This is a genomic window from Acinetobacter sp. ANC 4558 (assembly GCF_002135375.1).
In the GTDB taxonomy this organism is placed as follows: domain Bacteria; phylum Pseudomonadota; class Gammaproteobacteria; order Pseudomonadales; family Moraxellaceae; genus Acinetobacter.
In genome coordinates, this window is sequence record NZ_NEGH01000002.1 from 182,568 (window position 1) to 208,090 (window position 25,523).

Sequence of the window (25,523 nt, forward strand, 5' to 3'; positions counted from 1 at the left end):
ATCTAAATCAATTATTAAGCTTCGAATTTTAGAAATAAAACCAATCAACTGTAAAAGCCTTAGATGATACTAAAGCTTTTACACAATGCCATAAACTTAACGCTATGCAATAAATTTTGCACGTGCTTGATGAAGTTTATTGTAACTATCAATTAAACGTTGATGACGTTCTAAACCTTCAAGTTTCATACTGGTTGGTGTTAAACCATAAAAACGTATACTTCCATTAACAGAACCAAGTGCCGCATCTAGACGTTCATTTCCAAACATACGACGGAAGTTAGTAACATAATCGTCTAATTCCATTTCATCATCTAAAAGGACTTCCAATACCACATTTAGACATTGATAAAACAAGCCACGCTCAACAGTATTGGTATTATATTGTAAGAATGTGATCACTAACTCATGGGCTGCTTCAAATTCTTTTAATGCTAAATTAATTAATAGTTTAAGCTCTAAAATAGTCAATTGTCCCCATACAGTATTATCATCAAACTCAATTCCAATTAACGTTTTAATATCAGTGTAATCATCAAGTTCACTTTCTTCTAAACGCTCAATTAAGCCTTCTAATTGCTCATCACTTAAACGATGTAAATTCAAAGTATCTTCGCGGAAAAGTAAAGCTTTATTGGTATTGTCCCATACCAAGTCTTCCGCCAAATACACTTCTGAATAATCAGGAACAAGAATACGACATGCTGTTGCACCTAGATGTTTATAGACTGCCATATAAACTTCTTTGCCCATTTGTTTAAGAATATCAAAGAGCATTTTCGCTTCTTTAACATTGGCATTTTCACCATGATGACTAAAATCCCATTCAACAAATGCATAATCAGATTTTGCACTAAAGAAACGCCATGAAACGACGCCACTTGAATCAATAAAATGTTCTACAAAATTATTAGGCTCCGTTACCGCATTGGTGCTAAATGTCGGTTGTGGTAAATCATTTAAACCTTCAAAACTACGGCCTTGCATTAATTCAGTCAAACTACGCTCAATTGCCACTTCCATATTCGGATGTGCGCCAAATGAAGCAAATACCCCACCCGTTCTTGGGTTCATTAACGTCACACACATCACTGGGAACTGTCCACCCAGTGATGCATCTTTAACGAGAATTGGGAATCCTTGTTCTTCTAAACCTTTAATGCCTGCCACAATTTGTGGATATTTTGCTAATACATCTTCTGGTACATCTGGCAGTGCAATTTCACCTTCAATGATTTCACGCTTTACTGCACGTTCAAAGATTTCGGATAAACATTGTACTTGGGCTTCTGCTAAAGTATTACCGGCGCTCATCCCATTACTTAAATATAAATTTTCTATTAAATTTGTTGGGAAATATACGACTTCACCATCAGATTGGCGTACATAAGGTAATGAGCAAATACCACGTGCTGTATTTCCCGTATTTGTATCATATAAATGCGTGCCTAATAGTTCATCTTCTGGATCATAAATATTAAGACAATATTCATCTAAAATTTCTGTAGGTAACTCACCATTTGGTCCTGGATGAAACCATTTTTCTTCAGGGTAATGTACAAATTCAGCTTGGGAAATTTCTTCTCCCCAATAGTGATCATTATAAAATAAGTTACAATTTAAACGCTCAATAAACTCGCCCAATGCAGAAGCTAAAGCACTTTCTTTTGTCGCCCCTTTACCATTTGAAAAACACATTGGCGAATGAGCATCTCGAATATGTAAAGACCAAACATTTGGAACAATATTTCGCCATGAAGAAATTTCAATCTTCATACCTAAATTCGCCATAATTGCAGACATATTAGCAATGGTTTGTTCTAAAGGTAAATCTTTCCCCACAATATGTGTCAAACTTTCTGATGCTAAACTTGGCATCAACAAAGCTTGCGCATCTGCATCAATACTATCAACTTCTTCAATAACAAAGTCTGGAACTGTTTGTACTACTTTTTTTACTGTACAACGATCAATAGAACGTAAAATTCCTTGACGATCTTTCTCAGAAATATCCGCAGGTAATTCAACTTGAATCTTAAAAATTTGTTTATATCGATCTTCAGGATCTACAATATTATTTTGTGATAATCGTATGTTTTCTGTCGGAATATTCCGTGCAAGGCAGTAGACTTTAACAAAATATGCAGCACACATTGCAGAAGATGCTAAAAAATAATCGAATGGTCCCGGTGCTGAACCATCACCTTTATAACGTATAGGTTGATCAGCGATTACCGTAAAATCATCAAACTTGGCTTCAAGTCGAAGATTATCAAGATAATTAACTTTAATTTCCATGCTGGCACCTAAATATTTTATATGTCATAACAAACATATAAGCAGAATAAACAAAATTGAGATATAAGCCGAATTACAGCGAAAATTGACTTAAAAATGAAAGAAAGCTATATGATAGCGATCATACATTCATCATAAATTGAAAAAAATGACAATTGTAAAATTATAATAGTTTATGACATTTTCAGCACTATAGTTTTTAAGATGTATGTACATTATTTAAGCTTAAATATCAGTCTCAATAACACTTTTGTTTTGGTACATTTTAATGTGATTTTTAATATTAAAATCAAGCCATTATAAGCTATTGTTTTTCAATTAAAAAAGACTATTAGAAAATATCAACCCTCAATTTACCCCCTAGCCCTGTTCTGTACTTCCTACTTTTAAGTGATCAGGCATTTTACTCCCTATAATCAATATTGATATGTAGATATAGAGTAGAAGTATTCAAATCTTTAACTTTCATGTATTAAATGACCGTCCTCTAACCATCTTTTTACATGAGCGAAATTAAAAAATGAGGGTCTTGACTGCATGTAATCCTTATAGATCAAGGTAATAGCTTTTTAAATTTCAAATTTTATACTATTTTTATGCTTAATTCTTATTATTTTGAGCTTTTTAAAGATTTATAGCTAAATACTTATTTTATCAGTATACCTAAAACTTTAGAAAAATGGATTTTACTGATATTTTTGGAATATAGCTATAGTGTTCATTTATTTGTAAAACTAGATAGTTATAATAATTAAAGCCCCAAATTGGGGCGTAAGTATTAATATACTCATAGATATTTAATTATAATTTTTTGAACATATTTTTGATTTTTTCTGAAGGTAACATTAGAATTACTCTGAAATTTTTGAAAACAACTCTAATTTGAATTATTAATATCATCAAAACAAATCGCATTCAATTTAGTTAGATCATAAACAGTAGTATTTAATGAATATACTTCTTTGGATTTATTTTGCTTGTAGGTTGCTTCCCAAAAATCGTTATCTTGTGTAGTTATAGTAAATTTTGCAACTTCTTTTTTCTTTACTAACTCTATATAAGTTGTTCTATAAACTGGATTTTCATCATCTATTCTCTCATAATTTAAAATTTTAACCTTATTAAAATTATTAAAATTATTAAAATTATTAAAATTATTAAAATTATTAAAATTATTAAATGGATAATGATATAACCTATTTCTATATCTATCAAAAACAACTTTCTGTTTAGATGTATCATCTTCCATACAATAAAATACTTTTTCATTTTTAATTACTTGAGAAATATATTCTTCACTATATTTCGCATAACTTACGGTTGAAAATAAGCATAATATTATTAAAAATACTTTCATTATTACACCTTGCCTTTTATATTTTTTGACTCAAATTTCAGTTAAAAAAAGTTATGTAACTCAACATTTGATAGTTTATACTGCGCTTCAATAGGTAGATTTTTTATAGTTGTGTTGCTCTTGATGCCATCAGGAACTACTTTCTTTGAAATAATTTTTCGTAAGAAAAATCCTTCATTTTTAATTTCATCAAACCGCATTGTTGTTTCAGAAGTAGCGCCTTGTCCATACACAAACGAAATGGTGAAACCTTTAGTACTTTTTTTTATATTAATATCTGAAATATAATCCATATTTGATAAAATTTTTTCATTAATATATGGACGTTCATTGGTCTTTTTTAGAACAAATACATAACTATGTATAGTAGGATCTGAATATGGACAATTCGTAGATTTTTCAGGAGAAAACCCTCTGTCAAGTATGTAAATATCTCGGGATTTATCTAACTTTAATACCGATAAAATACTGTATCTATTTGATATTTGTATGTTTCCTTTATTTTGGAAAATTTCATTTTTTTCATCACAATTTGGATCATATTTAGCAGATATTTTACTTTCAGCAAAAGTTTGTCCAGTCATACAAATCAATAAAAAATATAAAAAAATCTTCATTAGTAAGTCTTCCAAAAAACAGTATGACCTTCACAGACCGTAGCTATAATACTTTTACTCGCATTCCTTGCATTGGTAACATATACAAAATTTCCAGTACTCCAGTTTTTAGGATCTAAAAAGACTTGAGAAGGTACAGATGACGTATAATTATATTTTGTGTATACAACTTTACCTTTAGGATAAACTTTTAAAGTAGCTGCTTTATATTTTTCATAAATATCTTTATTTATAGTAATTTTTTTATACTCCCTAAACTTTGCATGTGAAGCACCGCCTTGAAATGGGCTTTTTAATCCCCAAGCTAGAAGGTCAGTTCCATCCCAAAAGGTAGCTCCCTTAGTCGGATCATCATAGTCAGATAAAAATTGAAGTAATCCTTTACGAATATTATTTGATTTGGTGTCTGTTTTAGATGGTGTTAATAAATTCCCTTTCTTATTCTTAGGGACAGACGAATAAGGTGTAGAAAGAAGCCTAAATAGCTTCCAATTTAATTCCTTAGCTCTATTCGAAGCTGTGAACCCTAAACAAACACATTCTTGCCCTGGATCTCCCGCTTCTTCTGCTAAAATGAATGCATTTTTTTGAAAGTCAGAATGTGTCATTTCTAATTTTTTCTTATTTCCGTAGTCATTTCCTTCTTTACCATTACATGCGTATAGGTCTTCTAGCTGCCCCGTACCACTGGTAATTTTCCCCTCGAAAATACCTGTTTCAACATTGTAATAATGACCATTTAATAATTTTTTATCTTCCTCTGCAAAGTTATTATTCAAATTTTGTTGAAGGCTTGTTGGTCTAAAGTTGACTACAGAATTGTAATTAGCTCCACCACTATCCCCAACGACATGAGTTTGTTGCGGCTGAATCCTCGCCCCACAAGTTAATTTATCACCTACATAAGCAACCGCTTTACCATCAAAAATAACATGGTCGTGACTTTTGATTATTGTAGACCAACACTTACATTTAGGACAAAAGTGTCCATCACCAGCTCTAACAAAGAGGTTTCCCTGTTGCGAATTTCTAACTTGAGTTGAAGGAATGAAGCCTCCGTGATCTGTAGGTGCATTATGAATTGCAAAACCTTTAGCCATTTTTAGCATCCTGTTCCGAAACTAAAAAACCTTGCAGAGCTTTGTCACCTTTAAAAATATTGATCGCTACAGCGTTATTCGGACTATCAACAATCTTATCACCATTTTCTAAACGACTACCAACTAAAGCAACTGACAGACCATCAACAGTATATGCTGTTCCTGCACCAGAAATAATTTTAGAGGTTGTCCCATCTGCATAAATAACATCATCACCAACACGAGCAATAGCTAAACCACCTATTGTATGTTGTGTGGCACTCGCTTTAACTAATCCATCATTTTTAGTTTTAGCCCCATTTACAGCAAGGTAATAAATAGTTTTTGGTCGATGTTGAAAATAGAGTTGTTCAGCTTTAATCGTTTGATCAATATCTTCTTGAGACATTTGTTCTAGTTGTTCAATTGGTAATTCATGTAAAAAAATAGGGCTTGTCATTATTGTTCCAATTATTATTTTATTGTTTAAGAATTAAGCATATCAAATTTTATTTAAAAAATATTTTTATTTTATCTAAAATATTATTCTGATTTTCTACGCTCTAATCATTTGTAGATCTTACTAAACTCTCTCCACTTACGCCTTGTCACTTGAATCACGTCTACACTAGCATAGCGATTTACTGTGTTTTGACAACTGACTTTAAACCATATGAAATACAAGCAAGATTACTCACATCAATACCGATCTACTTTACTATTTAATGGCTCAAGTCTATGTATTTTCTTTAAGTTTCAGTCCATTAAAAGATTTTAAATTTATAGCAATAAATATTTTTTGACCTCCTATTCGTCTATTGCATGTTATTGCAGCACACTAGAAAAAGGCTCAATTCCTTTTAGAATCAAGCCTTAATTATGTTTTTATGGTTGGTACTAACTAATAAATCGCCATATGATTACGATGAATCATCTCCAATGAGCGTGCTTCACCTAAAACCTGATAAACCTTATCTGACGCTAAACCTTTAATAATATCAGCTGAACGTGAGCTGAAATTGACTCGCCCAACTGCAATTCTGTGCCCTTGATGATCTACACATTCAACTACATCACCGCGCTCAAAATGCCCCTCAACCGCTTTCACACCAACAGGCAATAAACTCCGGTGATTTTCTTTAATCGCTTGGACTGCGCCATCATCAATAACTAAACGACCTGCAGTTTGCAAATGAGCCGCTAACCATTGTTGATGCGCTGTAATTTGATCACTATCTGTCACAAACAAAGTACCCAACATTTCACCCGCCATTAAACGTGTGAGTACATGATCACTATCACCGCTGGCAATTAAAGTAGGACAACCTGATTTTGCCGCTAAACGCGCGGCACGTACTTTAGTCAACATTCCGCCACGACCAAATTTACCGCCACCGCCAGCCATATCAAAAAGACTTTCATCTAAAGCACGAACAGTCTGGAATAATTTGGCATCTGGATTTGAACGTGGATCTAAGTCAAACATCCCTTGTTGATCTGTCAAAATAATCAACAAATCACCATGAACTTGACCAGCAACCATTGCGGCTAATGTATCGTTATCACCAAAACGGATTTCATCAGTTGATACTGTATCATTTTCATTAATAACAGGAATCACTCGCCATTCAATTAAATTTTGCAATGCATCACAAGAGTTTAAATAACGACGACGATCTGCCAAATCATCATGAGTCAGTAAAACTTGCGCAGTCTGAATGCTTTGTTGTTCCAAAACACTCGACCACGTTTGAATTAATCCCATTTGACCAATGGCTGCACACGCTTGAAGACTAGGTAGATCTGTGGGTCGATTCTGAAGTTTCATCCGAACCATCCCTTCAGCTACAGCACCTGATGACACTAAAATAATTTCATGTCCCGTATGGTGTAGATCCGCAATTTGTTTCGCCCAATGCGAAATTGCTGTTAAATCTAAACCTTGCCCATTTGCTGTAAGTAAAGATGATCCGATCTTAACAACGATTCTTTTACAACCCTTGAGCTGACGTTGCCCATCTACCACTTCAATCATCTTGTCCTCAATACTCTTATCCTAAGAGCTTAACGTACGTAATATGTTTCTACTTCACTATCATCGTCTTCATCAAAATCATCGTCTTCCTCTTGCATCAGTCCTGCAAGACGCTGTTGGCGACGCATTTCACGATATGCTTCTTTTGCTGCAATGGTTTGTTCACGTGTTTCAGCTTCCAACTGATCACGGAATGCTTTCATCTCTGCTGCATATTCTGGATCTTCAACTTCGCGTTCACGTTGTTGTTCAATTTGATCCATTAAATAATATACAACCTCTTTGGTACCTTCCGACATTAAACCTGATGTTTTAAATACAGGACCTTTCCAATCTAATTCTTGAAGAATATGATTACACCATTCTTCACGTGTATCTTCAGCCAATTGATCTAATTTATTTAAAACCAGAACAATTGGTAACTTAGATAGTGTTGGTGAAAACTTATCTAATTCTTTAATAATTGCTTTTGCGTTATATGCTGGATCTGAACCATCAATCGGCTGCACATCTACAATGTGTAATAAAATACGAGTACGTGCCAAATGTTTCAGGAATCGAATTCCTAAACCTGCACCTTCTGCAGCACCTTCAATCAACCCTGGAATATCCGCCATCACAAATGAGCGATGACGATCTGCATCTACAACACCTAAGTTTGGCACCATTGTGGTAAATGGATAGTCCGCAACTTTAGGTTTTGCCGCAGAAACAGCTCGAATGAACGTGGATTTACCCGCGTTTGGCATACCCAATAAGCCAACATCAGCAAGAACTTTCAATTCTAAGCGAATTTCACGAAATTCACCTTTAAAACCATGTGTACATTTACGCGGTGTACGGTTAGTCGAAGATTTAAAATGGGTATTTCCTAAACCGCCATCACCACCTTTAGCAACTAATATTCTTTGACCATCTTCAACTAAATCGCCAATAATGTCACCAGAATCTGTATCGACAATAGTTGTTCCTACAGGCACTTTAAGGATAATTGATTCACCGCCACGACCTGCGCAGTTTGCACCAGAACCATTTTTACCGCGCTCTCCACGGAATCTACGGGTATAACGATAATCTACAAGAGTACCAGTATCGTCATCGGCCTGAAGATAAACACTACCTCCGCGCCCTCCATCACCGCCATCTGGCCCACCAAATGGAACGAATTTTTCACGGCGAAAACTGGCTACGCCATTGCCACCGTCGCCAGCCTCTACGGTAATGACTGCTTCATCAACAAAGCGCATAATGCCAATCCTCTAAATACTTTAAAACCGCATATTCTGCCATATTTTAAAGAATTTCTCGAATAGATTTATTCAGCTTTTACTTAATTTTTACGATTAACCGAAATAATTTGTTAACAAGACTCAAAATTTATTTAAAATTTCCAATGCTAGAATGCCCTCTTTCATCACTTTTAAGTAATATTCTGAGACCAACAAGCTTTTCTTTGTCTGTCATGATTTATCTAAAATAAGTTCTAAAATTTCACCAGGTAAACCATCAAAACTTCGGAATTCTTTAGATTTAAATCCTTTCTTAATTAAAATTTTCCGTGATGCTTCATTCTTAGGGTCAATAATTGCGATTAAAGCATTTATAGATGAAATCGTTTTCACCAGTTCAAGCAAATGATGTGCGATTTCGCTTCCTAAACTTTTCCCCCAAAATTCGGGTAATAACATATAACCGACTTCTGCAACTTTACTCTCTGAACTTTCAATTTCTAATTTTGCTAAACCAATAAACTGTTGCTCTAGATTCGTAACTTTATAGAAACCAAGGTACTGATCTAATTTATTTTTTTCCAACAGTTCACTAAACTCTAAAAATGCCTCTTCTTTAGATAGACTTCTTTCTGTAATCATTTTCATCACATCAATATTACCCACCAATTGAAAATAAAAACTAAAATCTTCTGCTTGAAATTTTGTAAAAGACATATTCTGGAATTTATAATTTTGCATTCGTTAATCAATCCTTACATTTTTCAGATAAATAATTTATAACATATTGAATAATTAAATATTGGTCGTACAACTTGAGTGATTCAACACCTATTCAAATTTAAGCTCATTGAAATCTATCTGTTACACGTGCTTTATTTTCTACAATTTCAGGCAAACTTTTTTCAATCCAACTGATTAAATAATTCAGTTTTTCTGAAGCTTGTGAACCTAAAATCGTCAATTGATATTCTACTTTCGGTGGAACAACTGGATAAACTGTCCTTAAAATAAAACCATCTTTTTCTAACACTTTTAAAGTCTGAGCCAGCATTTTTTCACTCACCCCTTCTATCCGTTGTTTTAACTCACTAAAACGATGAACCCCTTCACTTAAACAACGTAATACCAATACAGACCATTTGTTGGTTAAATGCTCCAAAATTTCACGTGACGGACATTGACTCGATAAAACCTGACCAAATAACTCACTTGTTGCATATGTATTCATCATTTCCCTCTCAAGAGTAATTAACTTACTTTTTAGTATGTACTTACAATTAGTAAGTTATCAGATTAAGATTTAGTCATCAAGTTTAATCATCCATAAATTTTGAACGACAACACAGGTGAATAGAATGAAAATTGCAATTACAGGCGCGACAGGACAATTAGGGCAATTGGTGATAAATGCCTTGTTAAAAACAACAGCAGCTCAAAATATTATTGCTTTAGTGCGAAATATTGAAAAAGCTGAAGTTTTTAAATCTCAGGGCATAGAAATTCGACATTTTGATTATGATAATGTTGAATCATTAGCACCTGTCTTACAAGGTATTGATAAATTACTTCTTATTTCTGCCAATGAAATTGGACGACGCACGCCTCAGCATCAAGCAGTTATTCAAGCCGCAGTTCAAGCAAAAGTTCCATATATTGCCTATACAAGCATATTACATGCAGATCACTCCCCTTTAGGGCTTGCTCAAGAACACCGTGAAACTGAAACACTCATCATAAATAGTGGGTTAAGTTATACATTTTTACGTAATAATTGGTATAACGAAAACTATCTTGCAAGTTTAAATCATAGTCTTGAAACTGGCATTTTATATGGCGCAGCGAGAGAGGGTAAAATTAGTTCAGCATCACGCCAAGATTATGCAGAAGCAGCCGCCAAAGTTTTATTGGGTTCAAATCATGATAATCAAATTTATGAACTTGCAGGATCTACGAGTTTTACCATGACTGATCTTGCAGCCTATATTTCTAAAGCCTCACATAGATCAGTACAATTTCAGAACCTTTCAGCTGAAGAATACCAGCAAGCTTTACGACAAGCTGGCTTACCTGACACTTTAGTAAATGTTATTGTCGATGCAGATATTCAAACGATTCAAGGTGCAATGTTTAGTCAAAGTACAGACTTAGAACACTTAATTGGTCGAAAAACGACAAATATTCAAACACAAATTCAGAACTTACTTGCTTAAACTTGATCATGACCTCTGATTCAATCAGAGGTTTTTAAGTTACATGGAATAAATATACTGAAACAATTTTTTATTTTTTTAATATTTAACTTACAATATGAAGCTATATTGATCATTTACTTTCATGATGAACATCATGCACAAATTAAGACGTCAGCTCAGAAAACAACGTAGACAGTTAAATCATTTTCAACAACTTCAAGCAGAATCACGTGTATTTCATCAACTGATTAGAACTCCTGAATTTATTTCGGCAAAACATATTGGTATTTACTTACACGCTTTTGGAGAAATTCGAACCCATAAAATTATTGAATATGCTTTTTCTAAAAATAAAAAAATTTATTTACCACTCATCTGCAACATGAATCAGCACCTCGTTTGGGTTCAAATTAATCTACAGCAATATCGGAATAAACGCTTTTCTTTACATCATTTAGGTATGCAAGAACCCAAGTGTACTCGTGGATTACACGTTTCAAAGTTAGAATTGTTAATCATGCCACTCTTGGCTTGTAATGAAGATGGTATACGTGTAGGAATGGGGGGGGGATTTTATGATCGCACGCTTGCCCATGCTCAATACAAACCCACTCGTTTGGGCTTAGCACATGATTTTCAACTTATTCATCACAAAATAATTCCACAAAAATGGGATGAAGCATTAGATGGATTAATAATACCTACTAAATTACTAAGATTTAAAAGAAAATAAGAAAATTTAATCGAATTAGTTAACATTAAAAGCTAAGTTTTTGAATCATTTTATATAAATTATTTGCAATACCCCTTGTAATTTAAAAAATCGTAAGCACTATAAAAGCATGACAACATTGTTGTCACTCATTAGGAGTGCCCATGTCTGAAATTAATATGAATGAAGAAATCTTAGAGCCTCAGGTTCCAAGTGTATTACCGCTCTTAGCGTTACGTGACGTGGTGGTTTATCCGCACATGCAAATTGCGCTTTTTGTAGGTCGTGAAAAATCGATCAATGCAGTTGATGTGGCTCGTAACAGTGACAATCTCGTATTTGTAGTTGCACAAAAAGATTCGTTAACAGAAGAAATTGATTATGACAATTTATATCAATACGGTACTGTTGCGAAAATTGTGCAAGTTGTAAATCATGAAAATGATGAAAACTGCATCAAAGTCTTGATTGAAGGCTTATATCGCTCGAAACTTGTTAAAATTATTGACAGTAATGATGAATATCTTGCTGCGGAACATGCATTAAGTCCAATGACCGTCGATGTTGATGCAGACACGCAAGCAACACGTGTAGAAGAATTACGTGCTTTATTTGCACAATATGCAGAAGCTAAGTTACGTAATGCACGTGAACTGATTGCTGCTGCCAATAAAATTGAAGATTTATTACAACTTTTATTCTTTGTTGCAACACGTGTTCCTTTGAATATTGATATTAAACAAAAATTCTTAGAACATGATGAATTTGAAGCACATTTACAAGAACTCATGACTTATTTATTGCAGCAATCTGAAGAGCAACAGATTGAGCAAACTTTACATGATTCTGTAAAACGTCAAATGGAAAAGAATCAACGCGAATACTTCTTAAATGAGAAAATGAAAGTTATTCAGCGTGAACTTTCCGATATGAATGGCGGTGCAGAAGACGACGTTGCAGAAATTGAAAAACGTTTAGCTGAAGCAGACTTACCAGAACATGTCCGTAAAAAAGCTGAAGCTGAGTTCCGTAAACTTAAATCAATGCAACCTGCATCAAGTGAAGCGGCTGTTGTTCGTAACTATTTAGAGGTGATTTTAGATACACCTTGGAATAAAGCGAGCAAAGTCAGTATCAACTTAGCGAAAGCGCAAGAAATTTTAGATACAGATCATTACGGCTTAGATGACGTTAAAGATCGTATTGTTGAATATCTTGCTGTCCAGTCACGGGTGAAAAAACTTCGTGGTCCTATTCTTTGCTTAGTTGGACCTCCAGGTGTAGGTAAAACCTCCCTAGGTGAGTCTGTCGCAAAAGCAACAGGTCGTGAGTTCGTACGTATGGCGCTGGGTGGTGTTCGCGATGAAGCTGAAATTCGCGGCCATCGTCGTACCTATATTGGTGCAATGCCAGGTAAAATTGTGCAATCTTTAACGAAAGTCGGGGTAAAGAATCCATTATTCTTACTCGATGAAATTGACAAGATGGCACAAGATTATCGTGGAGATCCTGCATCCGCTTTACTTGAAGTCTTAGATCCATCTCAGAACAGTAAATTTAACGATCATTACTTAGATCTTGATCTTGACCTTTCTGAAGTCATGTTTATTTGTACTGCGAATAGTATGAATATTCCTGAAGCATTACTTGACCGTATGGAAGTCATTCGTCTGCCAGGTTATACCGAAGATGAAAAAATCAATATTGCAGAACGTTACCTTGTTCCAAAAGCGATTAAGAATAATGGTTTACGTGCAAAAGAATTGACTGTTCATGAAGAAGCGATTCGTGACATTGTGCAACGTTATACTCGTGAAGCTGGTGTTCGTAGTTTAGAACGTGAAGTGTCTAAAGTTGCGCGTAAAGTGGTCAAAGAAGCGGTCAGTAAGAAATCTAAAAATCTACAGATCGAGATTACCTCTGAAAATCTTCCAGAATACTTAGGTCCACATAAATTTGACTTTGGTATGGCGGAAGAAGAAGCACAAGTCGGTCGTGTAAATGGTCTTGCATGGACCTCTGTTGGTGGAGAATTACTAACGATTGAAGTTGCTGCGGTCAAAGGTAAAGGTAAGTTCATCACAACTGGTTCTCTTGGCGATGTGATGAAAGAATCGATTACTGCGGCCATGACTGTTGTTCGCACTCGTGCAGATGAACTCGGTATCGAAGCTTCTCGTTTTGATGAAACTGATGTACACGTTCACTTACCTGAAGGTGCTACACCTAAAGATGGGCCATCAGCTGGCTTAGCATTAACAACTGCGCTTGTCTCTGCTTTTACAGGAATTGCAATTCGCCCTGATATTGCAATGACTGGTGAGACTAGCTTAGGTGGTCGAGCAATGCGTATTGGTGGATTAAAAGAGAAACTTTTAGCAGCTCATCGTGGTGGAATCAAACTGGTCTTTATTCCACAAGATAACGTCCGTGATTTAGCTGAAATTCCAGAGAATGTAAAAGAAGGTATTGAAATTAAAGCAGTAAAATCAATTGATGATATTTTACCTATCGCCTTAATTTCTCAACCTGAACCCATAGTCAAAACACCAATTGTTAAAACACCAAGTGACAGTAAAGCTGCACGTCACTAAATTTGACTCAAAAAGAGAGAGCTTCGGCTCTCTTTTTTATTTTAAACTTGATTTTTTTTAAAACACCCCTATATATAAATTAGAGATATATTACGCTGTATGTTTCTTTTTAAACTTATCAATGGTCATCGAATTCTCCAGATAGATGGCCAGTTTTCTCGCAGCGCTCAGAGATTTTGAGCGTTGCGTTTTTTATATTCTCATTCAAATAAAGTTAACTTTAAATTTGTAAAAATATCGCCCACAACAATCAATACTCTGAATAACAGCTATGTTGAAGTATATACATGAGCTTTCCAACTCTTCTGAAGAACATAATCTACAAATAAAAATTTCAACGCTATAATATGCCATATTTTATTGATGTTCTGAATTTTATGAAAATACGTATCTTAACCATTGGTCAAAAAATGCCAGCATGGGTTTTAACTGGATTTGAAGACTATTTTAAACGTATTCAACCATTTGTTCAGACACAAATCATTGAATTACCCATGGCAAGACGTGGTAAAAATGACTCTGAAGCAGATATTCTGAAGTATCGTCAAATTGAAGGAGAAAGCATTTTAAATGCCATCAAGCAAAATGAAGTTTTAATTGCATTAGAAGTTGGTGGCCGAGAATTTAGCACTGAAAAACTTGCAGAAACCATGAAATCATGGATGCTCGAAGGACAAGATATTGTGCTTGCAATTGGTGGTCCAGATGGTCATTCTGATGCAGTTAGAAAAGCTGCTGCTTGGCATTGGTCTTTATCCAAATTAACGCTTCCCCACCCCTTGGTGCGAGTTATGCTCATTGAGCAGCTCTATCGTGCAATGAGCATTAATCACAATCATCCTTATCATCGTGCTGGATAACATCTACATTTGTTTTATTTATAGAACGATACGTTGATTAGATCATATTTCTTACATTTTTCACTTCAGGCAAAATATCCCTGAATTATAAAATAGGCTATATATCATGAATTTACAAACACTCCCAGGTTTATTTATTTCTCATGGATCGCCTATGCTTGCACTCAACCCTGAGCAAGTTGGACCCGCTTTAGGGCGCTTAAGCTTAAACTTACCTCGCCCTAAAGCCATTATCATTATGTCAGCGCACTGGGAAAGTGAATCACTCGAAGTAAATACTGGCGTTCGTCCTGAAACTTGGCATGACTTCAGAGGCTTCCCCAAAGAACTCTATGAATTACGTTATCCAGCTCCAGGTGAGCCTGAATTGGCTGAAAAAATTATTCACTTACTTGCTGAAGCACAATTTTCTGCACATGCCAATAGTTCTCGCCCTCGTGATCATGGGGTTTGGATGCCCTTACTCCATATGTATCCTGACGCTGATATTCCAGTGATTGAAATTTCTCTACCCACCTATATGACCGCATTGGAAATTTATAAAATTGGACAAGCACTTGCACCACTGAGAAAACAACAAATTTTACTTATTGGCTCTGGAAGTATTACACATAACCTTAGAGAATTAACATGGGATCAAACATCTAGCTTCGTTCCTGAATGGGCATCAACTTTTCGTAATTATGTGGTCAATAAACTGACACATCGAAATTATGATGCTATTTTAGACTGGCAACAAATTCCTTTTATCGCACGCAACCATCCTACAATTGAACACTTAAGTCCTTTATTTTTTGCAATGGGGACTGGTCCACGATTTAGTATTGTGCATAGCAGTTTTAGTATGGGAGCTTTAGGCATGGATATCTATCGCTTCGATTAACAGTAATAGTCTCATGAATACTCGCGGATACATTTTGAAACTGAAAGATATAAAATGTATCCATCCTTTTTAAACATCAATGGGTTATGCTATTTTATAACAATCTTTATAATAGTTCTTAACAATGAAATTAAAACTCATCGCATATGCACTTTTTCCATTGACCTTAGCAGCTTGCCAAACAACTGATTTAACAAATAAAAACTCAACATCATCTGCTCAAATGAATAAAATACTTTCTTCATATCTTTGGAGTACTGTAACAGATCCTACACTTAAACCGATTGTTTTACACTTTAATGCGCAAAATCATTTAGGGATTTCTACAAGTTGTAATACTTTGGGTAGTTCTTGGAAAATCGTCAATCAAACACTTGAATTAGGTACAGGTTTTAGCACGTCTATGGCATGTAATGCCGCAGCAACACAGCAAGAAAATTTTACATCTGCACTATTTAACAATAAAAACCTGCCATTTACGTTAAATATAAACAATCCTGAACAACCTACATTAACCCTCACATCACCACAAGGAACGCGTGTTGTTTTTACTGGAAAAATGACACCAGAAACAAAATACCAGACTCAAGCTGAAACTATATTTTTAGAAATCTCTTCTGAACTTAAACCTTGTATTGGTGTTGCACCACAAAGCTGCTTATTAGTTCGGGAAGTAAAATATGATGAAAAAGGGATAAAAACTCATGTTGATAAAGATTGGACATTATTTTACAGCCCAATTGAAAACTTTGAGCATCGCAAAGATGAACAATCTATTATTCGTGTTAAACGCTACGAGTTAAAAAATCCACCTGCAGATCATTCAAAATATGTTTATATTCATGACATGACCGTTGAAACTCAAGAAATAAAACCATCAAAATAATAAAATCATCCATCAAAAAACCGATGCTTAAGCATCGGTTTTTTACATCAACATATAAAAATTAGTAAACGCCTTGAACAAGCATTGCATCTGCAACTTTTACAAAGCCAGCAATATTTGCACCATTTACATAGTTTACAGTACCATCTGCTTCTGTACCATATTTCACACAGTTACGATGGATTTCTTTCATAATTGCATGTAAACGTTCGTCTACCTCTTCAAATGTCCAACCTAAACGAATTGAATTTTGAGACATTTCAAGACCAGAAGTCGCAACACCACCAGCATTAGAAGCCTTACCAGGTGCATACAGTATTTTTGCTTCAACAAATTTCTCAACCGCTTCCAATGTTGAAGGCATATTTGCACCTTCAGCAACACAAATGACACCATTTGCTATAAGTTGCGTAGCATCTTCAGCTGTTAATTCATTTTGAGTTGCACATGGAAGTGCGATATCACATGGAATAGACCATGGACGTTGACCTTCAAGGTATTCAAAACCGTGCTTTGATGCAAATTCAGAAATACGTCCACGTTTAACATTCTTAAGCTCCATCACTTCCGCAAGAAGTTCTGTTGTAAAGCCATTTTTAATGTAAACTGTGCCGTTTGAATCTGATAATGATACAACTTTAGCACCTAAATACATTGCTTTGTCAGCAGCAAACTGTGCAACATTCCCCGAGCCTGAAATTGCCACAACTTTATCTTTAAAGCTTTCGCTACGCGTTTTCAGCATTTCTTCAGCAAAATATACGGTACCGTAACCAGTCGCTTCTGGACGAGCAAGTGATCCACCAAAAGCCAATCCTTTACCCGTGAAAACACATGAAGTATCGTTACTTAACTTCTTCATCATACCAGCCATATAACCAACTTCACGACCACCAACACCAATATCTCCAGCAGGAATATCTGTATTTGATCCTAAGTGACGATACAACTCTAACATTAATGCTTGGCAAAAACGCATAATTTCGCCTTCAGACTTTCCTTTTGGATCAAAGTCTGAACCGCCTTTACCACCACCCATCGGCAATGTAGTTAAGGCATTTTTAAATGTTTGTTCAAAACCTAAAAATTTTAAGATCGAGAGATTTACAGATGGGTGAAAACGCATCCCACCTTTAAATGGACCAATCGCTGAGTTGTATTGGACACGGAAAGCACGGTTAACTTGAGTCTGACCTTTGTCATCTACCCAAGAAACACGAAATTGAATCGCACGTTCTGGTTCTACTAGACGTTCTAGTAAACCATGATCAGCATATTGTGGATTCTTTTCAATAAATGGCCAAAGGCTTGTCATAACTTCTTCAACAGCTTGAAGAAATTCTGGTTGATGTGAATCACGTGTTTTAACGTAGTTTAAAAAATCGTTAAGGCTGTTATATTTCAACGCTTAATCCTCAGCAGAAATGGATCAAAATTGGTCAAAATTTCAATCAATGATTTATTTTGGCGCAAAACATTTAATACCTTTTATAAAAAATCTACAACATTTTTTTAACAATAAATGGATTAAACATTAAATAATAATACCTTATGTATATTTTATAGATGGATTCACAGTTTATTTTTAAAAAGTCAAATTAAAACAAAATGTTAATAAATGCACACTTACAAAGCATATCGTGATCCAATGTAGATCACAAGATAAAATAAAGAATTCATGTTAAAATCAGCCACCTAAATTGAATCTCCTTGTTTTCTTGCTGTGTTTGCAGCAACTGGTACTTCCAATGAACTCGCAAATTGCTCTCATCCAAAATATTGATGCTTTACTTCCCCAAACACAATGTGGACTGTGTGGTCATCGAGATGGTTGTTTACCTTATGCTCAGTCCATTGCGGAAGGTGAAGAGGCTAATAAATGTGTTCCTGGTGGACAACCTGTTGCTGATGCGCTTGCTACACTGCTAAAACGCCCGACATTGAGAGCAGAAGAAAGTGTTTGGCCAATTCAACCGGATGGTCGACCTTTACGAATGAAAGCAGTGATTCGTGAAGATGAATGTATTGGTTGTACCAAATGTATAAGTGCTTGCCCTGTTGATGCCATTATCGGTTCAGGAAAACTGATGCATTCTATTTTAACTGATTTGTGTACAGGTTGTGAATTATGTATACCGCCTTGCCCTGTAGATTGTATTGATTTAGTTGAAGACCAAAAACCATTCTTAAACGAAACACAACGCCTAGATGAGCAAAATGACCTACGTCAACGTTATTATGCACATATTCAACGAGAAGAAAAAAAGCAGCTTCATCGTAAAGGTCCTGTCGTTCGTGCAGCAATTAATACTGAAATATTTGCAAAATTTTCTGCTCAATCTAAAACTGTACCTGAAATTAACCTTCTAGAAAAAAAACCGATTATCTCTGTACAAACTGATGCAAAAACAACCATCGAATTGGCTAAATTACGCGTCCAAATTAAGAAGCTCGAAAAACAATTGAGTATTAGAGATGACTCAAAAAAACGTGAATTATTGCATGAATTAACCAATCAGTTAGCGTCTATAGAATAGGAACAACATAATGATTGTTAAAAATATGACAAAAAAACAAATTCAAATTTTTTTTGAACGTTTACGTGAACAACGACCTCATCCTAAAACTGAACTCAACTATTCCAACCCTTTTGAATTATTGGTTGCAGTAACTTTATCTGCACAAGCAACAGATGTTAGTGTGAATAAAGCAACGGATAAATTATTTCCAGTTGCCAATACACCAGAAAAAATCTATGCGTTGGGTGTCGATGGATTAAAAGAATATATTAAAACCATTGGGCTATATAATGCCAAAGCTGAAAATGTCATTAAAGCCTGTAAAATACTCATTGATAAGCATCAAAGCATTGTTCCAAATAATCGTGCAGATTTAGAAGCCCTGCCTGGTGTTGGTCGTAAAACAGCAAATGTCGTGTTAAACACCGCATTTGGACAACCCACTATGGCCGTAGATACACATATTTTTCGTGTAGGTAACCGCACAGGACTAGCAGTTGGTAAAAATGTTTTAGACGTAGAACAACGTCTTATTAAAGTGATCCCTAAAGCATTTATTCTCGATTCACACCATTGGTTAATTCTACATGGGCGTTATTGCTGCATTGCACGAAAACCTAAATGTAATGAATGTGTCGTTTCCGATGTGTGTAATTGGCCCGATCGTTTTGAATTTGGCGCCAATCGAATCACCCAAATAACAAGTTTATAAACAATAAAACTCAGTATATGTTCAAAACATGCTCATCTTTTGGGTTTATTTTTATGCTCTTTTAATTTTGGATGCAACTGTCTATTCGGAAGTTTATTTGCATTTTCAGCTCTTTCTTCTTGACGAACCTTCGTTAGCATTTTATAGCTCATTCTAAATAAAGCAAAAAGTACGATAAAACAAATTAACAATAAAATGATAATAGCGACATTTTGCAAAATGAATATCCTCAAAAACAGCGACAAAAAAGAGCCCTAATATGACTGAGGACTCTTTTATTGTCAAAATTTTAATACAAGATTGTATTATTTTGTTTGATCTAATATCGCGAATAAATCTTTTTGAACTTCATCAATTGGACGAAGGCCATTCAATTTATTATACGTTGGTGCATTTTCACCAGAAGCAGCACGACCTTGGTAGAATCCTACGAGCTGTTCAGTTTCTGTATGATAGGATGCCAAACGTTTACGAATAGTTTCTTCCAAATCATCTGGACGTTGAACAAGATCTTCACCCGTTTCATCATCTTTGCCTTCAACTTTTGGTGGGTTGTAAACAAGATGATAAATACGTCCTGATGCAGGATGTTGACGACGACCTGATAAACGTTGAACAATTTCTTCATCGGCCACATCAATTTCAATTACGTGATCAATATGAATGCCTTCATTTTCTAACGCTTCAGCTTGTGGAATGGTACGTGGGAAACCATCAAAAATGCATCCATTGACACAATCTGGCTGTGCAATACGCTCTTTTACTAGACCAATAATTAATTCGTCCGACACCAGCCCGCCATTTTCCATCACACTCTGCGCTTTTAAACCCAATTCAGTTCCTTCACGAATTGCAGCACGGAGCATATCACCGGTTGAAATCTGTGGGACATTGTAGCGCTTACAGATCAACTGAGCTTGTGTACCTTTCCCTGCCCCAGGTGGTCCGAGTAAAATAATGCGCATAATGAAATATCCTCAATTTAACAATGTATATAATACCTTATTTATGATAAATCATATCTCTACCAAAATTTAGTATCAAATTATAAGAAAACAAAAAATAAATGGAGTAACCCAGCAATAAATCCGGTGATACCCCCCAACAATATCAAAATCCATTCGTCTTCCTGAAATGCAGGACGTAATAAATTTTGGAACTCTTTCGGTGTTAAGTCTCGTATACGATCTCGAAACATCTTATAAATCTTTTGTGCACGACTGGCATTAAATGCTGGATCGCTAATAGGCACCATCGTAATTTCAATTGAACGATCGATCAAGTCTGACTTAAGCTTTGCATATTCCGTTGGTCCTAAAGATAACTGTAAAGTCGTTCGAACTAAAGGTGTTTCCATAATTTTATTAATGTGTTTTTTCACAATTCGACGTGTTTTATCTTTTTTAGGACCATACATCATTTCTGTCATGATCGTTTTTAAAGTAATTAAGTCTTCCGTCACAACCTGCGCAAACACATCAGAAACTTCTTCTTGTCGTTTCATAAATGCCCCTTGAATATTATATGTGCTCATATGTGGCAATACGGGTCTAATCCAAGGGAATTGATGATTTTGGGTCCTTGCAAAAAACTTAGGATATCGAACAGGATGTGGATCTAAGGGATTAAATACCATCCAAATTGCAATCCAGTTGGTTAATAACCCCCAAATTGCCGCCCAAAAAGGAACGGTCCAATGCCAAGGGACAATAAGCCAGATCGCCATTTGAACAAAACCAAAACACATACCAATTAATGCGCTGACATGCCAAATAAAATTTATTTCTTTTTGACCTACTTTAAGAAACATACGAACCATTAAACGACGATCGCCTTCCATTCGGCTCACCACCATTTCCCGCATATTAACCAAAGACTCCACATTGAGAATTAAATCAGTAACAAGATCTTTCAGTACATCGGGCAATTGCTTGTGCGATTGTGCATAAATTCGTCGTTTAATTGAGTAGGGTAAATTTTCCCAAAGAATTGCATTTCGCTCCAACATGACCTCATCAATTAAATTATCTAATTCTTGAGTCACCTGTTCACCAATGATACGTGCCATATCATCTGGATCCATTGCCTCTAAAAATTCACTTAAAGAACCTAATTTTGATAAAGTATTATCGGTAATAATGCCAGAAATTCGTCCCGCTTTTCTCGGCACAATTCCTTGCCATCCGACTGGAATAGAGCCAAGATGAAAACCCCAAAAATGGATTGGGAAAAAAACCATCTTAAGTGCCATCCATACATGTGCCCATGTCACAAAAGTTGTTACTGGAACGATACTGATCACAGCCCAAAAATCAGGGCGATTCAGAAATGTTAGCCACAACTGGTGGATGTACTCAAGCATGAAATTTCCTGTATTTCTCTAAGAACAGCAGTTTAATTTAAAGTTTACTATTGTGTATTTAAATCATGAATTTAAATATTAGAAAATTGTATGGCTTCGTCTTTCGATTAAGTTAAATGTAAAGATAAACCTCAATATTGATCCAACATCTTTTGATTTCATAATATCAATGTACGTACATTCAGAAATATTCAATTAAAAATAAATATAATCATTAAAAAACCCATCAAATACTCAAAAGCATATTTTAATTCATAATTTTCAATAATTTTCTTCATTATTATTTAATAAATTCATCTTCCCAAATTTAACCTGATCAATACAATCTTATATTTACTTAATTCTACTCAATAATTCCCAAAAATGAAGCCTATTGACTTTATCAGATATGACGTATTACTTATAGCAATAGATCATCTTTTTTCATGTCGCTAGAGTCAAACATTATTTTATAATTAAATCACTTTACTGTTTTCATTTACACATTCAATTCAGAAATTGCGTTAGAATACGCATAATTTTCGAAGACTTTATGCTTACACAGCCAAGACCATATGAAACCGAATTATCCCCTTAAAAATGTGCAGCAAGAAAAGCGCATATTTCGCAATCGTGTCTTCATATCTATTGGTATTGTAACTTTTTTCCTAGTACTTCTTGTTGTGCGCTACGCTTATTTGCAAATTTCTAGTTTTGACGAATTCAGCACAGCTTCTGATAAAAATCGTATTCGTCTACAGCCACTTCCTCCTGCCCGTGGTTATATCTATGACCGTAACGGTATTTTATTGGCAGATAACTTACCTGTCTTTAATGCCACCATTAGTCGTGCAGATATTGAAGATATGGATGATACGATTAATCGTTTAATTCCAGTTCTCTCACTCACACAAGAAGATATTGATCGCTTTAAAAGTCGTATTCAAACCGCACGAAAAACTGAACGAGTTTCTATTAAACTTAACTTAAATGAAGCGGATATTGCCCGTTTTAGTGAAGTAAAGTTTCTTTTTCCTGGTGTAAACATTGAACTACAAATGACACGTTACTACCCTCATGGAGAATTATTTGCACATGTGATTGGTTATGTGGGTCGAATTAACGATAAAGAACTGAAAGAAATTGATAAAGATGCCTACGCAGGCACCAACCTGATTGGAAAAATTGGGGTTGAAAAATCCTATGAAAATCTGTTGCATGGCGTTCCTGGAAATGAATCGATTGAAGCAGATGCTCACGGTAATGTTTTACGTCATTTAGGTCGAAAAGATCCGATTCGAGGAAATGATTTATATCTTTCGATTGATTACGGTTTACAAGTCATTGCCAGTGAACAACTTGCAGGACGACGTGGCGCAATTGTCGCACTAGATCCAAAAACTGGTGAAATTTTAGCATTAGTGTCTAGCCCGAGTTTTAATCCTAATTTATTTGTCACAGGTATTAGTAGCACCGATTATTCTTCTTTGCGTGATAATCTTGATCAACCACTTTATAACAGAGCGGTTCAAGGTGCATATCCACCTGGTTCCACCATTAAACCCATGTTTGGTTTAGGCGGAATTCATTATGGTTTTGTAGATTGGAAAACACAAATATCCGATCATGGTTATTTCTCACTTCCAGGCGATAGCCATCGATTTCGTGATCATAAAAAAACTGGGCACGGCATAGTAGACATGCATAAAGCTCAAGTTGTTTCATGTGATACTTACTTTTATGTCCTTTCCTATCGAATGGGCATTGAGAAAATGAATGAATGGATGCGTCAATTTGGCTTTGGCGCCAAAACAGGCGTCGACCTGCCAAGTGAAAGCACTGGACTCTACCCAAGCCCAGAATGGAAAATGCGCACGCGAAATGCAAAGTGGCTTAAAGGTGAAACAATTTCAGTAAGTATTGGACAAGGTGCTTTTACTGCAACCCCATTACAACTCGCAATGGCTACAGCAATTACTGCCAATCAAGGTGATCATATTACACCGCATGTATTACGCGAAAGCAAAGGTTCTAAACCACATACAGTCCATAATGCAACTGACGGTAAAATTGATTTTAATGGGCAACCTGAAGACTGGATCAAAATGCGTGAAGCAATGGTCGATGTTGTTAACTCTGGTACTGGTCGTCGTATTCGTTCATCAGCATATACAATTGCAGGGAAAACAGGTACAGCCCAAGTTAAGAGTATTGCACAAGGCAAAAAATACAATGAGTCCATCTTAACAGAACGTCAACTGGATCATGGTTTATTCGTTGGTTTCGCGCCTGCAGAGAACCCTGAAATTGCAATTGCTGTTGTTTGGGAAAATGGTCGTCATGGTGGTTCAGCCGCTCAACTCGCTAAACCATTATTTGATTACTGGTTACTTACACGTCAAAAGAATCCAGTTGTACCGACTGGAAAGCATATTAGTGGTGGCTTAATGACTGCAGGTATAAAACCTAGTGATTTACCTAGTGGTAGTCAATCTTTATCGACTAACGCTGAAGCAAGCTCGACCCAACGTCATGAAGCATCAGCAGCATCAATAGAAAGCCAAGTCGAAACTGAGCGAGATTAATTAGTTATGAAAAATCAGCTACGCATTATTGGTGGTGAATGGAAACGTCGTCAACTTTCTTTTGCAAATATTGAGGGTTTACGTCCCACACCAGATCGGGTCAGAGAAACTTTATTCAATTGGTTAATGTGGGATATACAAAATTCAAATGTATTAGATGTCTGCACAGGTTCAGGGGCGCTTGCCTTTGAAGCCCTTTCTCGCGGCGCACACCAAGTGGTCATGATCGAACCAAATCAAACCCAAGCAAAATTTTTAAAAGACAACTTAGAACTTCTCAAAGTAACCAATCAAAAAGCTAAGCTCAAAATAAACACAGCTCAACAAATTTTACCTCAATTAAAAGAACAGTTCGATGTGGTTTTTTTAGATCCACCCTACAGTCTAAATTTATGGGAAGAGTTATCCAATTTGGTTGATCCACTCATTCAAGCAGAAGGTCTCATTTATATCGAAGCCGACCAAGAGATCACTCAATTCAAACTTCCATCGACTTGGCAACAAATTAAAACAACCAAAGCAGGTACAGTACAAGCAAGTTTATTTAAAAAGGTGGTGAAGTAACAAACATCTCGTATAACTCTCAAGTTTTAATTCCTTGAGGTACGGATGACAAATGTC

21 protein-coding genes and 1 pseudogene are annotated in these 25,523 nt (G+C 35.5%); 10 read left to right on the forward strand and 12 right to left on the reverse strand.

Annotated elements, in window-relative coordinates:
• Positions 1-102: 102 nt before the first annotated feature.
• The 9 genes and pseudogenes from B9T31_RS03265 to B9T31_RS03305 form a co-directional block, all read right to left on the reverse strand.
• On the reverse strand, positions 103-2,298 hold the full coding sequence (locus tag B9T31_RS03265) for an OsmC domain/YcaO domain-containing protein (protein ID WP_086180540.1): 2,196 nt from the start codon (positions 2,296-2,298) through the stop codon (positions 103-105).
• Between the two features lie 877 nt (positions 2,299-3,175).
• A complete protein-coding gene (locus B9T31_RS03270; RefSeq protein ID WP_086180541.1) occupies positions 3,176-3,655 on the reverse strand; it encodes a hypothetical protein in 480 nt (159 codons plus the stop codon).
• A gap of 41 nt (positions 3,656-3,696) precedes the next feature.
• A complete protein-coding gene (locus B9T31_RS03275) occupies positions 3,697-4,239 on the reverse strand; it encodes a hypothetical protein (RefSeq protein WP_139840896.1) in 543 nt (180 codons plus the stop codon).
• 865 nt (positions 4,240-5,104) lie between these two features.
• Positions 5,105-5,372: pseudogene (locus B9T31_RS03280) on the reverse strand (PAAR domain-containing protein); the annotation flags it as partial.
• Positions 5,365-5,811, reverse strand: a complete 447-nt coding sequence (locus B9T31_RS03285) for a PAAR domain-containing protein (RefSeq protein WP_086180543.1) — start codon at positions 5,809-5,811, stop codon at positions 5,365-5,367. The pseudogene B9T31_RS03280 and the gene B9T31_RS03285, both read right to left, overlap by 8 nt.
• Positions 5,812-6,252: 441 nt before the next feature.
• On the reverse strand, positions 6,253-7,386 hold the full coding sequence (proB, locus tag B9T31_RS03290; protein WP_086180544.1) for a glutamate 5-kinase: 1,134 nt from the start codon (positions 7,384-7,386) through the stop codon (positions 6,253-6,255).
• Between the two features lie 29 nt (positions 7,387-7,415).
• Positions 7,416-8,633: an Obg family GTPase CgtA gene (gene cgtA, locus B9T31_RS03295; RefSeq protein ID WP_086180545.1), complete on the reverse strand. Its 1,218-nt coding sequence runs from the start codon at positions 8,631-8,633 to the stop codon at positions 7,416-7,418.
• Between the two features lie 213 nt (positions 8,634-8,846).
• Positions 8,847-9,356: a GNAT family N-acetyltransferase gene (locus tag B9T31_RS03300; RefSeq protein WP_086180546.1), complete on the reverse strand. Its 510-nt coding sequence runs from the start codon at positions 9,354-9,356 to the stop codon at positions 8,847-8,849.
• A 106-nt stretch (positions 9,357-9,462) separates the two neighbouring features.
• Positions 9,463-9,846 (reverse strand): winged helix-turn-helix transcriptional regulator, encoded by a 384-nt coding sequence (locus tag B9T31_RS03305; protein ID WP_086180782.1) that lies wholly within the window; start codon positions 9,844-9,846, stop codon positions 9,463-9,465.
• A 127-nt stretch (positions 9,847-9,973) separates the two neighbouring features.
• Here B9T31_RS03305 and B9T31_RS03310 point away from each other — a divergent pair, with 127 nt between their 5' ends.
• The 6 genes from B9T31_RS03310 to B9T31_RS03335 all read left to right on the forward strand — a co-directional run bounded on the left by B9T31_RS03310 (position 9,974) and on the right by B9T31_RS03335 (position 16,745).
• Positions 9,974-10,828 (forward strand): SDR family oxidoreductase, encoded by an 855-nt coding sequence (locus B9T31_RS03310; protein ID WP_086180547.1) that lies wholly within the window; start codon positions 9,974-9,976, stop codon positions 10,826-10,828.
• Between the two features lie 124 nt (positions 10,829-10,952).
• Positions 10,953-11,543 carry a 5-formyltetrahydrofolate cyclo-ligase gene (locus B9T31_RS03315; protein ID WP_171264678.1) on the forward strand — a complete coding sequence of 197 codons (591 nt, stop codon included), beginning with the start codon at positions 10,953-10,955 and terminating at the stop codon, positions 11,541-11,543.
• A gap of 143 nt (positions 11,544-11,686) precedes the next feature.
• Complete coding sequence (gene lon / locus B9T31_RS03320; protein ID WP_086180548.1) at positions 11,687-14,116, forward strand: endopeptidase La; 2,430 nt, start codon at positions 11,687-11,689, stop codon at positions 14,114-14,116.
• Positions 14,117-14,493: 377 nt separating this feature from the next.
• Positions 14,494-14,976, forward strand: coding sequence for a 23S rRNA (pseudouridine(1915)-N(3))-methyltransferase RlmH (gene rlmH / locus B9T31_RS03325; protein ID WP_086180784.1), 483 nt, complete (start codon positions 14,494-14,496; stop codon positions 14,974-14,976).
• Positions 14,977-15,082: 106 nt separating this feature from the next.
• Positions 15,083-15,859, forward strand: coding sequence for a dioxygenase (locus B9T31_RS03330; RefSeq protein ID WP_086180549.1), 777 nt, complete (start codon positions 15,083-15,085; stop codon positions 15,857-15,859).
• A gap of 124 nt (positions 15,860-15,983) precedes the next feature.
• Positions 15,984-16,745 carry a DUF4377 domain-containing protein gene (locus B9T31_RS03335; protein WP_086180550.1) on the forward strand — a complete coding sequence of 254 codons (762 nt, stop codon included), beginning with the start codon at positions 15,984-15,986 and terminating at the stop codon, positions 16,743-16,745.
• A gap of 61 nt (positions 16,746-16,806) precedes the next feature.
• On the opposite strand, the gene gdhA is transcribed toward B9T31_RS03335, so the two are convergent.
• A complete protein-coding gene (gene gdhA / locus B9T31_RS03340) occupies positions 16,807-18,150 on the reverse strand; it encodes an NADP-specific glutamate dehydrogenase (RefSeq protein ID WP_086180551.1) in 1,344 nt (447 codons plus the stop codon).
• 343 nt (positions 18,151-18,493) lie between these two features.
• Here gdhA and B9T31_RS03345 point away from each other — a divergent pair, with 343 nt between their 5' ends.
• Positions 18,494-19,282, forward strand: coding sequence for an RnfABCDGE type electron transport complex subunit B (locus B9T31_RS03345; protein ID WP_086180552.1), 789 nt, complete (start codon positions 18,494-18,496; stop codon positions 19,280-19,282).
• A gap of 10 nt (positions 19,283-19,292) precedes the next feature.
• Positions 19,293-19,976 (forward strand): endonuclease III, encoded by a 684-nt coding sequence (nth, locus tag B9T31_RS03350; RefSeq protein ID WP_086180553.1) that lies wholly within the window; start codon positions 19,293-19,295, stop codon positions 19,974-19,976.
• A 305-nt stretch (positions 19,977-20,281) separates the two neighbouring features.
• Here the strand turns inward: nth and adk are convergent, their stop codons facing one another.
• Positions 20,282-20,941 (reverse strand): adenylate kinase, encoded by a 660-nt coding sequence (adk, locus tag B9T31_RS03360; RefSeq protein WP_086180555.1) that lies wholly within the window; start codon positions 20,939-20,941, stop codon positions 20,282-20,284.
• An 80-nt stretch (positions 20,942-21,021) separates the two neighbouring features.
• Entirely contained in the window at positions 21,022-22,338 is a 1,317-nt protein-coding gene (locus B9T31_RS03365) for a hypothetical protein (protein WP_086180556.1), read from the reverse strand.
• Between the two features lie 554 nt (positions 22,339-22,892).
• Between B9T31_RS03365 and mrdA the strand changes: the two genes are divergently transcribed.
• Together mrdA and rsmD are read left to right on the forward strand one after the other, a co-directional pair.
• The gene (gene mrdA / locus B9T31_RS03370) at positions 22,893-24,902 is read left to right on the forward strand and encodes a penicillin-binding protein 2 (RefSeq protein WP_086180557.1); all 2,010 of its coding nucleotides are present in this window, start codon (positions 22,893-22,895) and stop codon (positions 24,900-24,902) included.
• Positions 24,903-24,908: 6 nt separating this feature from the next.
• The gene (gene rsmD / locus B9T31_RS03375) at positions 24,909-25,466 is read left to right on the forward strand and encodes a 16S rRNA (guanine(966)-N(2))-methyltransferase RsmD (RefSeq protein WP_086180558.1); all 558 of its coding nucleotides are present in this window, start codon (positions 24,909-24,911) and stop codon (positions 25,464-25,466) included.
• Positions 25,467-25,523 lie beyond the last annotated feature (57 nt).

Bases quoted from the DNA above. Each gene is read 5' to 3' on its own strand.
- adk (WP_086180555.1), bottom strand. From the start codon at position 20,941: ATGCGCATTATTTTACTCGGACCACCTGGGGCAGGGAAAGGTACACAA.
- rlmH (WP_086180784.1), top strand. From the start codon at position 14,494: ATGAAAATACGTATCTTAACCATTGGTCAAAAAATGCCAGCATGGGTT.
- mrdA (WP_086180557.1), top strand. From the start codon at position 22,893: ATGAAACCGAATTATCCCCTTAAAAATGTGCAGCAAGAAAAGCGCATA.
- B9T31_RS03285 (WP_086180543.1), bottom strand. From the start codon at position 5,811: ATGACAAGCCCTATTTTTTTACATGAATTACCAATTGAACAACTAGAA.
- B9T31_RS03365 (WP_086180556.1), bottom strand. From the start codon at position 22,338: ATGCTTGAGTACATCCACCAGTTGTGGCTAACATTTCTGAATCGCCCT.
- B9T31_RS03330 (WP_086180549.1), top strand. From the start codon at position 15,083: ATGAATTTACAAACACTCCCAGGTTTATTTATTTCTCATGGATCGCCT.
- B9T31_RS03315 (WP_171264678.1), top strand. From the start codon at position 10,953: ATGATGAACATCATGCACAAATTAAGACGTCAGCTCAGAAAACAACGT.
- proB (WP_086180544.1), bottom strand. From the start codon at position 7,386: ATGATTGAAGTGGTAGATGGGCAACGTCAGCTCAAGGGTTGTAAAAGA.
- B9T31_RS03270 (WP_086180541.1), bottom strand. From the start codon at position 3,655: ATGAAAGTATTTTTAATAATATTATGCTTATTTTCAACCGTAAGTTAT.
- B9T31_RS03310 (WP_086180547.1), top strand. From the start codon at position 9,974: ATGAAAATTGCAATTACAGGCGCGACAGGACAATTAGGGCAATTGGTG.
- B9T31_RS03275 (WP_139840896.1), bottom strand. From the start codon at position 4,239: ATGACTGGACAAACTTTTGCTGAAAGTAAAATATCTGCTAAATATGAT.
- cgtA (WP_086180545.1), bottom strand. From the start codon at position 8,633: ATGCGCTTTGTTGATGAAGCAGTCATTACCGTAGAGGCTGGCGACGGT.
- B9T31_RS03305 (WP_086180782.1), bottom strand. From the start codon at position 9,846: ATGAATACATATGCAACAAGTGAGTTATTTGGTCAGGTTTTATCGAGT.
- lon (WP_086180548.1), top strand. From the start codon at position 11,687: ATGTCTGAAATTAATATGAATGAAGAAATCTTAGAGCCTCAGGTTCCA.
- B9T31_RS03265 (WP_086180540.1), bottom strand. From the start codon at position 2,298: ATGGAAATTAAAGTTAATTATCTTGATAATCTTCGACTTGAAGCCAAG.
- B9T31_RS03300 (WP_086180546.1), bottom strand. From the start codon at position 9,356: ATGCAAAATTATAAATTCCAGAATATGTCTTTTACAAAATTTCAAGCA.
- rsmD (WP_086180558.1), top strand. From the start codon at position 24,909: ATGAAAAATCAGCTACGCATTATTGGTGGTGAATGGAAACGTCGTCAA.
- B9T31_RS03335 (WP_086180550.1), top strand. From the start codon at position 15,984: ATGAAATTAAAACTCATCGCATATGCACTTTTTCCATTGACCTTAGCA.
- nth (WP_086180553.1), top strand. From the start codon at position 19,293: ATGATTGTTAAAAATATGACAAAAAAACAAATTCAAATTTTTTTTGAA.
- B9T31_RS03345 (WP_086180552.1), top strand. From the start codon at position 18,494: ATGAACTCGCAAATTGCTCTCATCCAAAATATTGATGCTTTACTTCCC.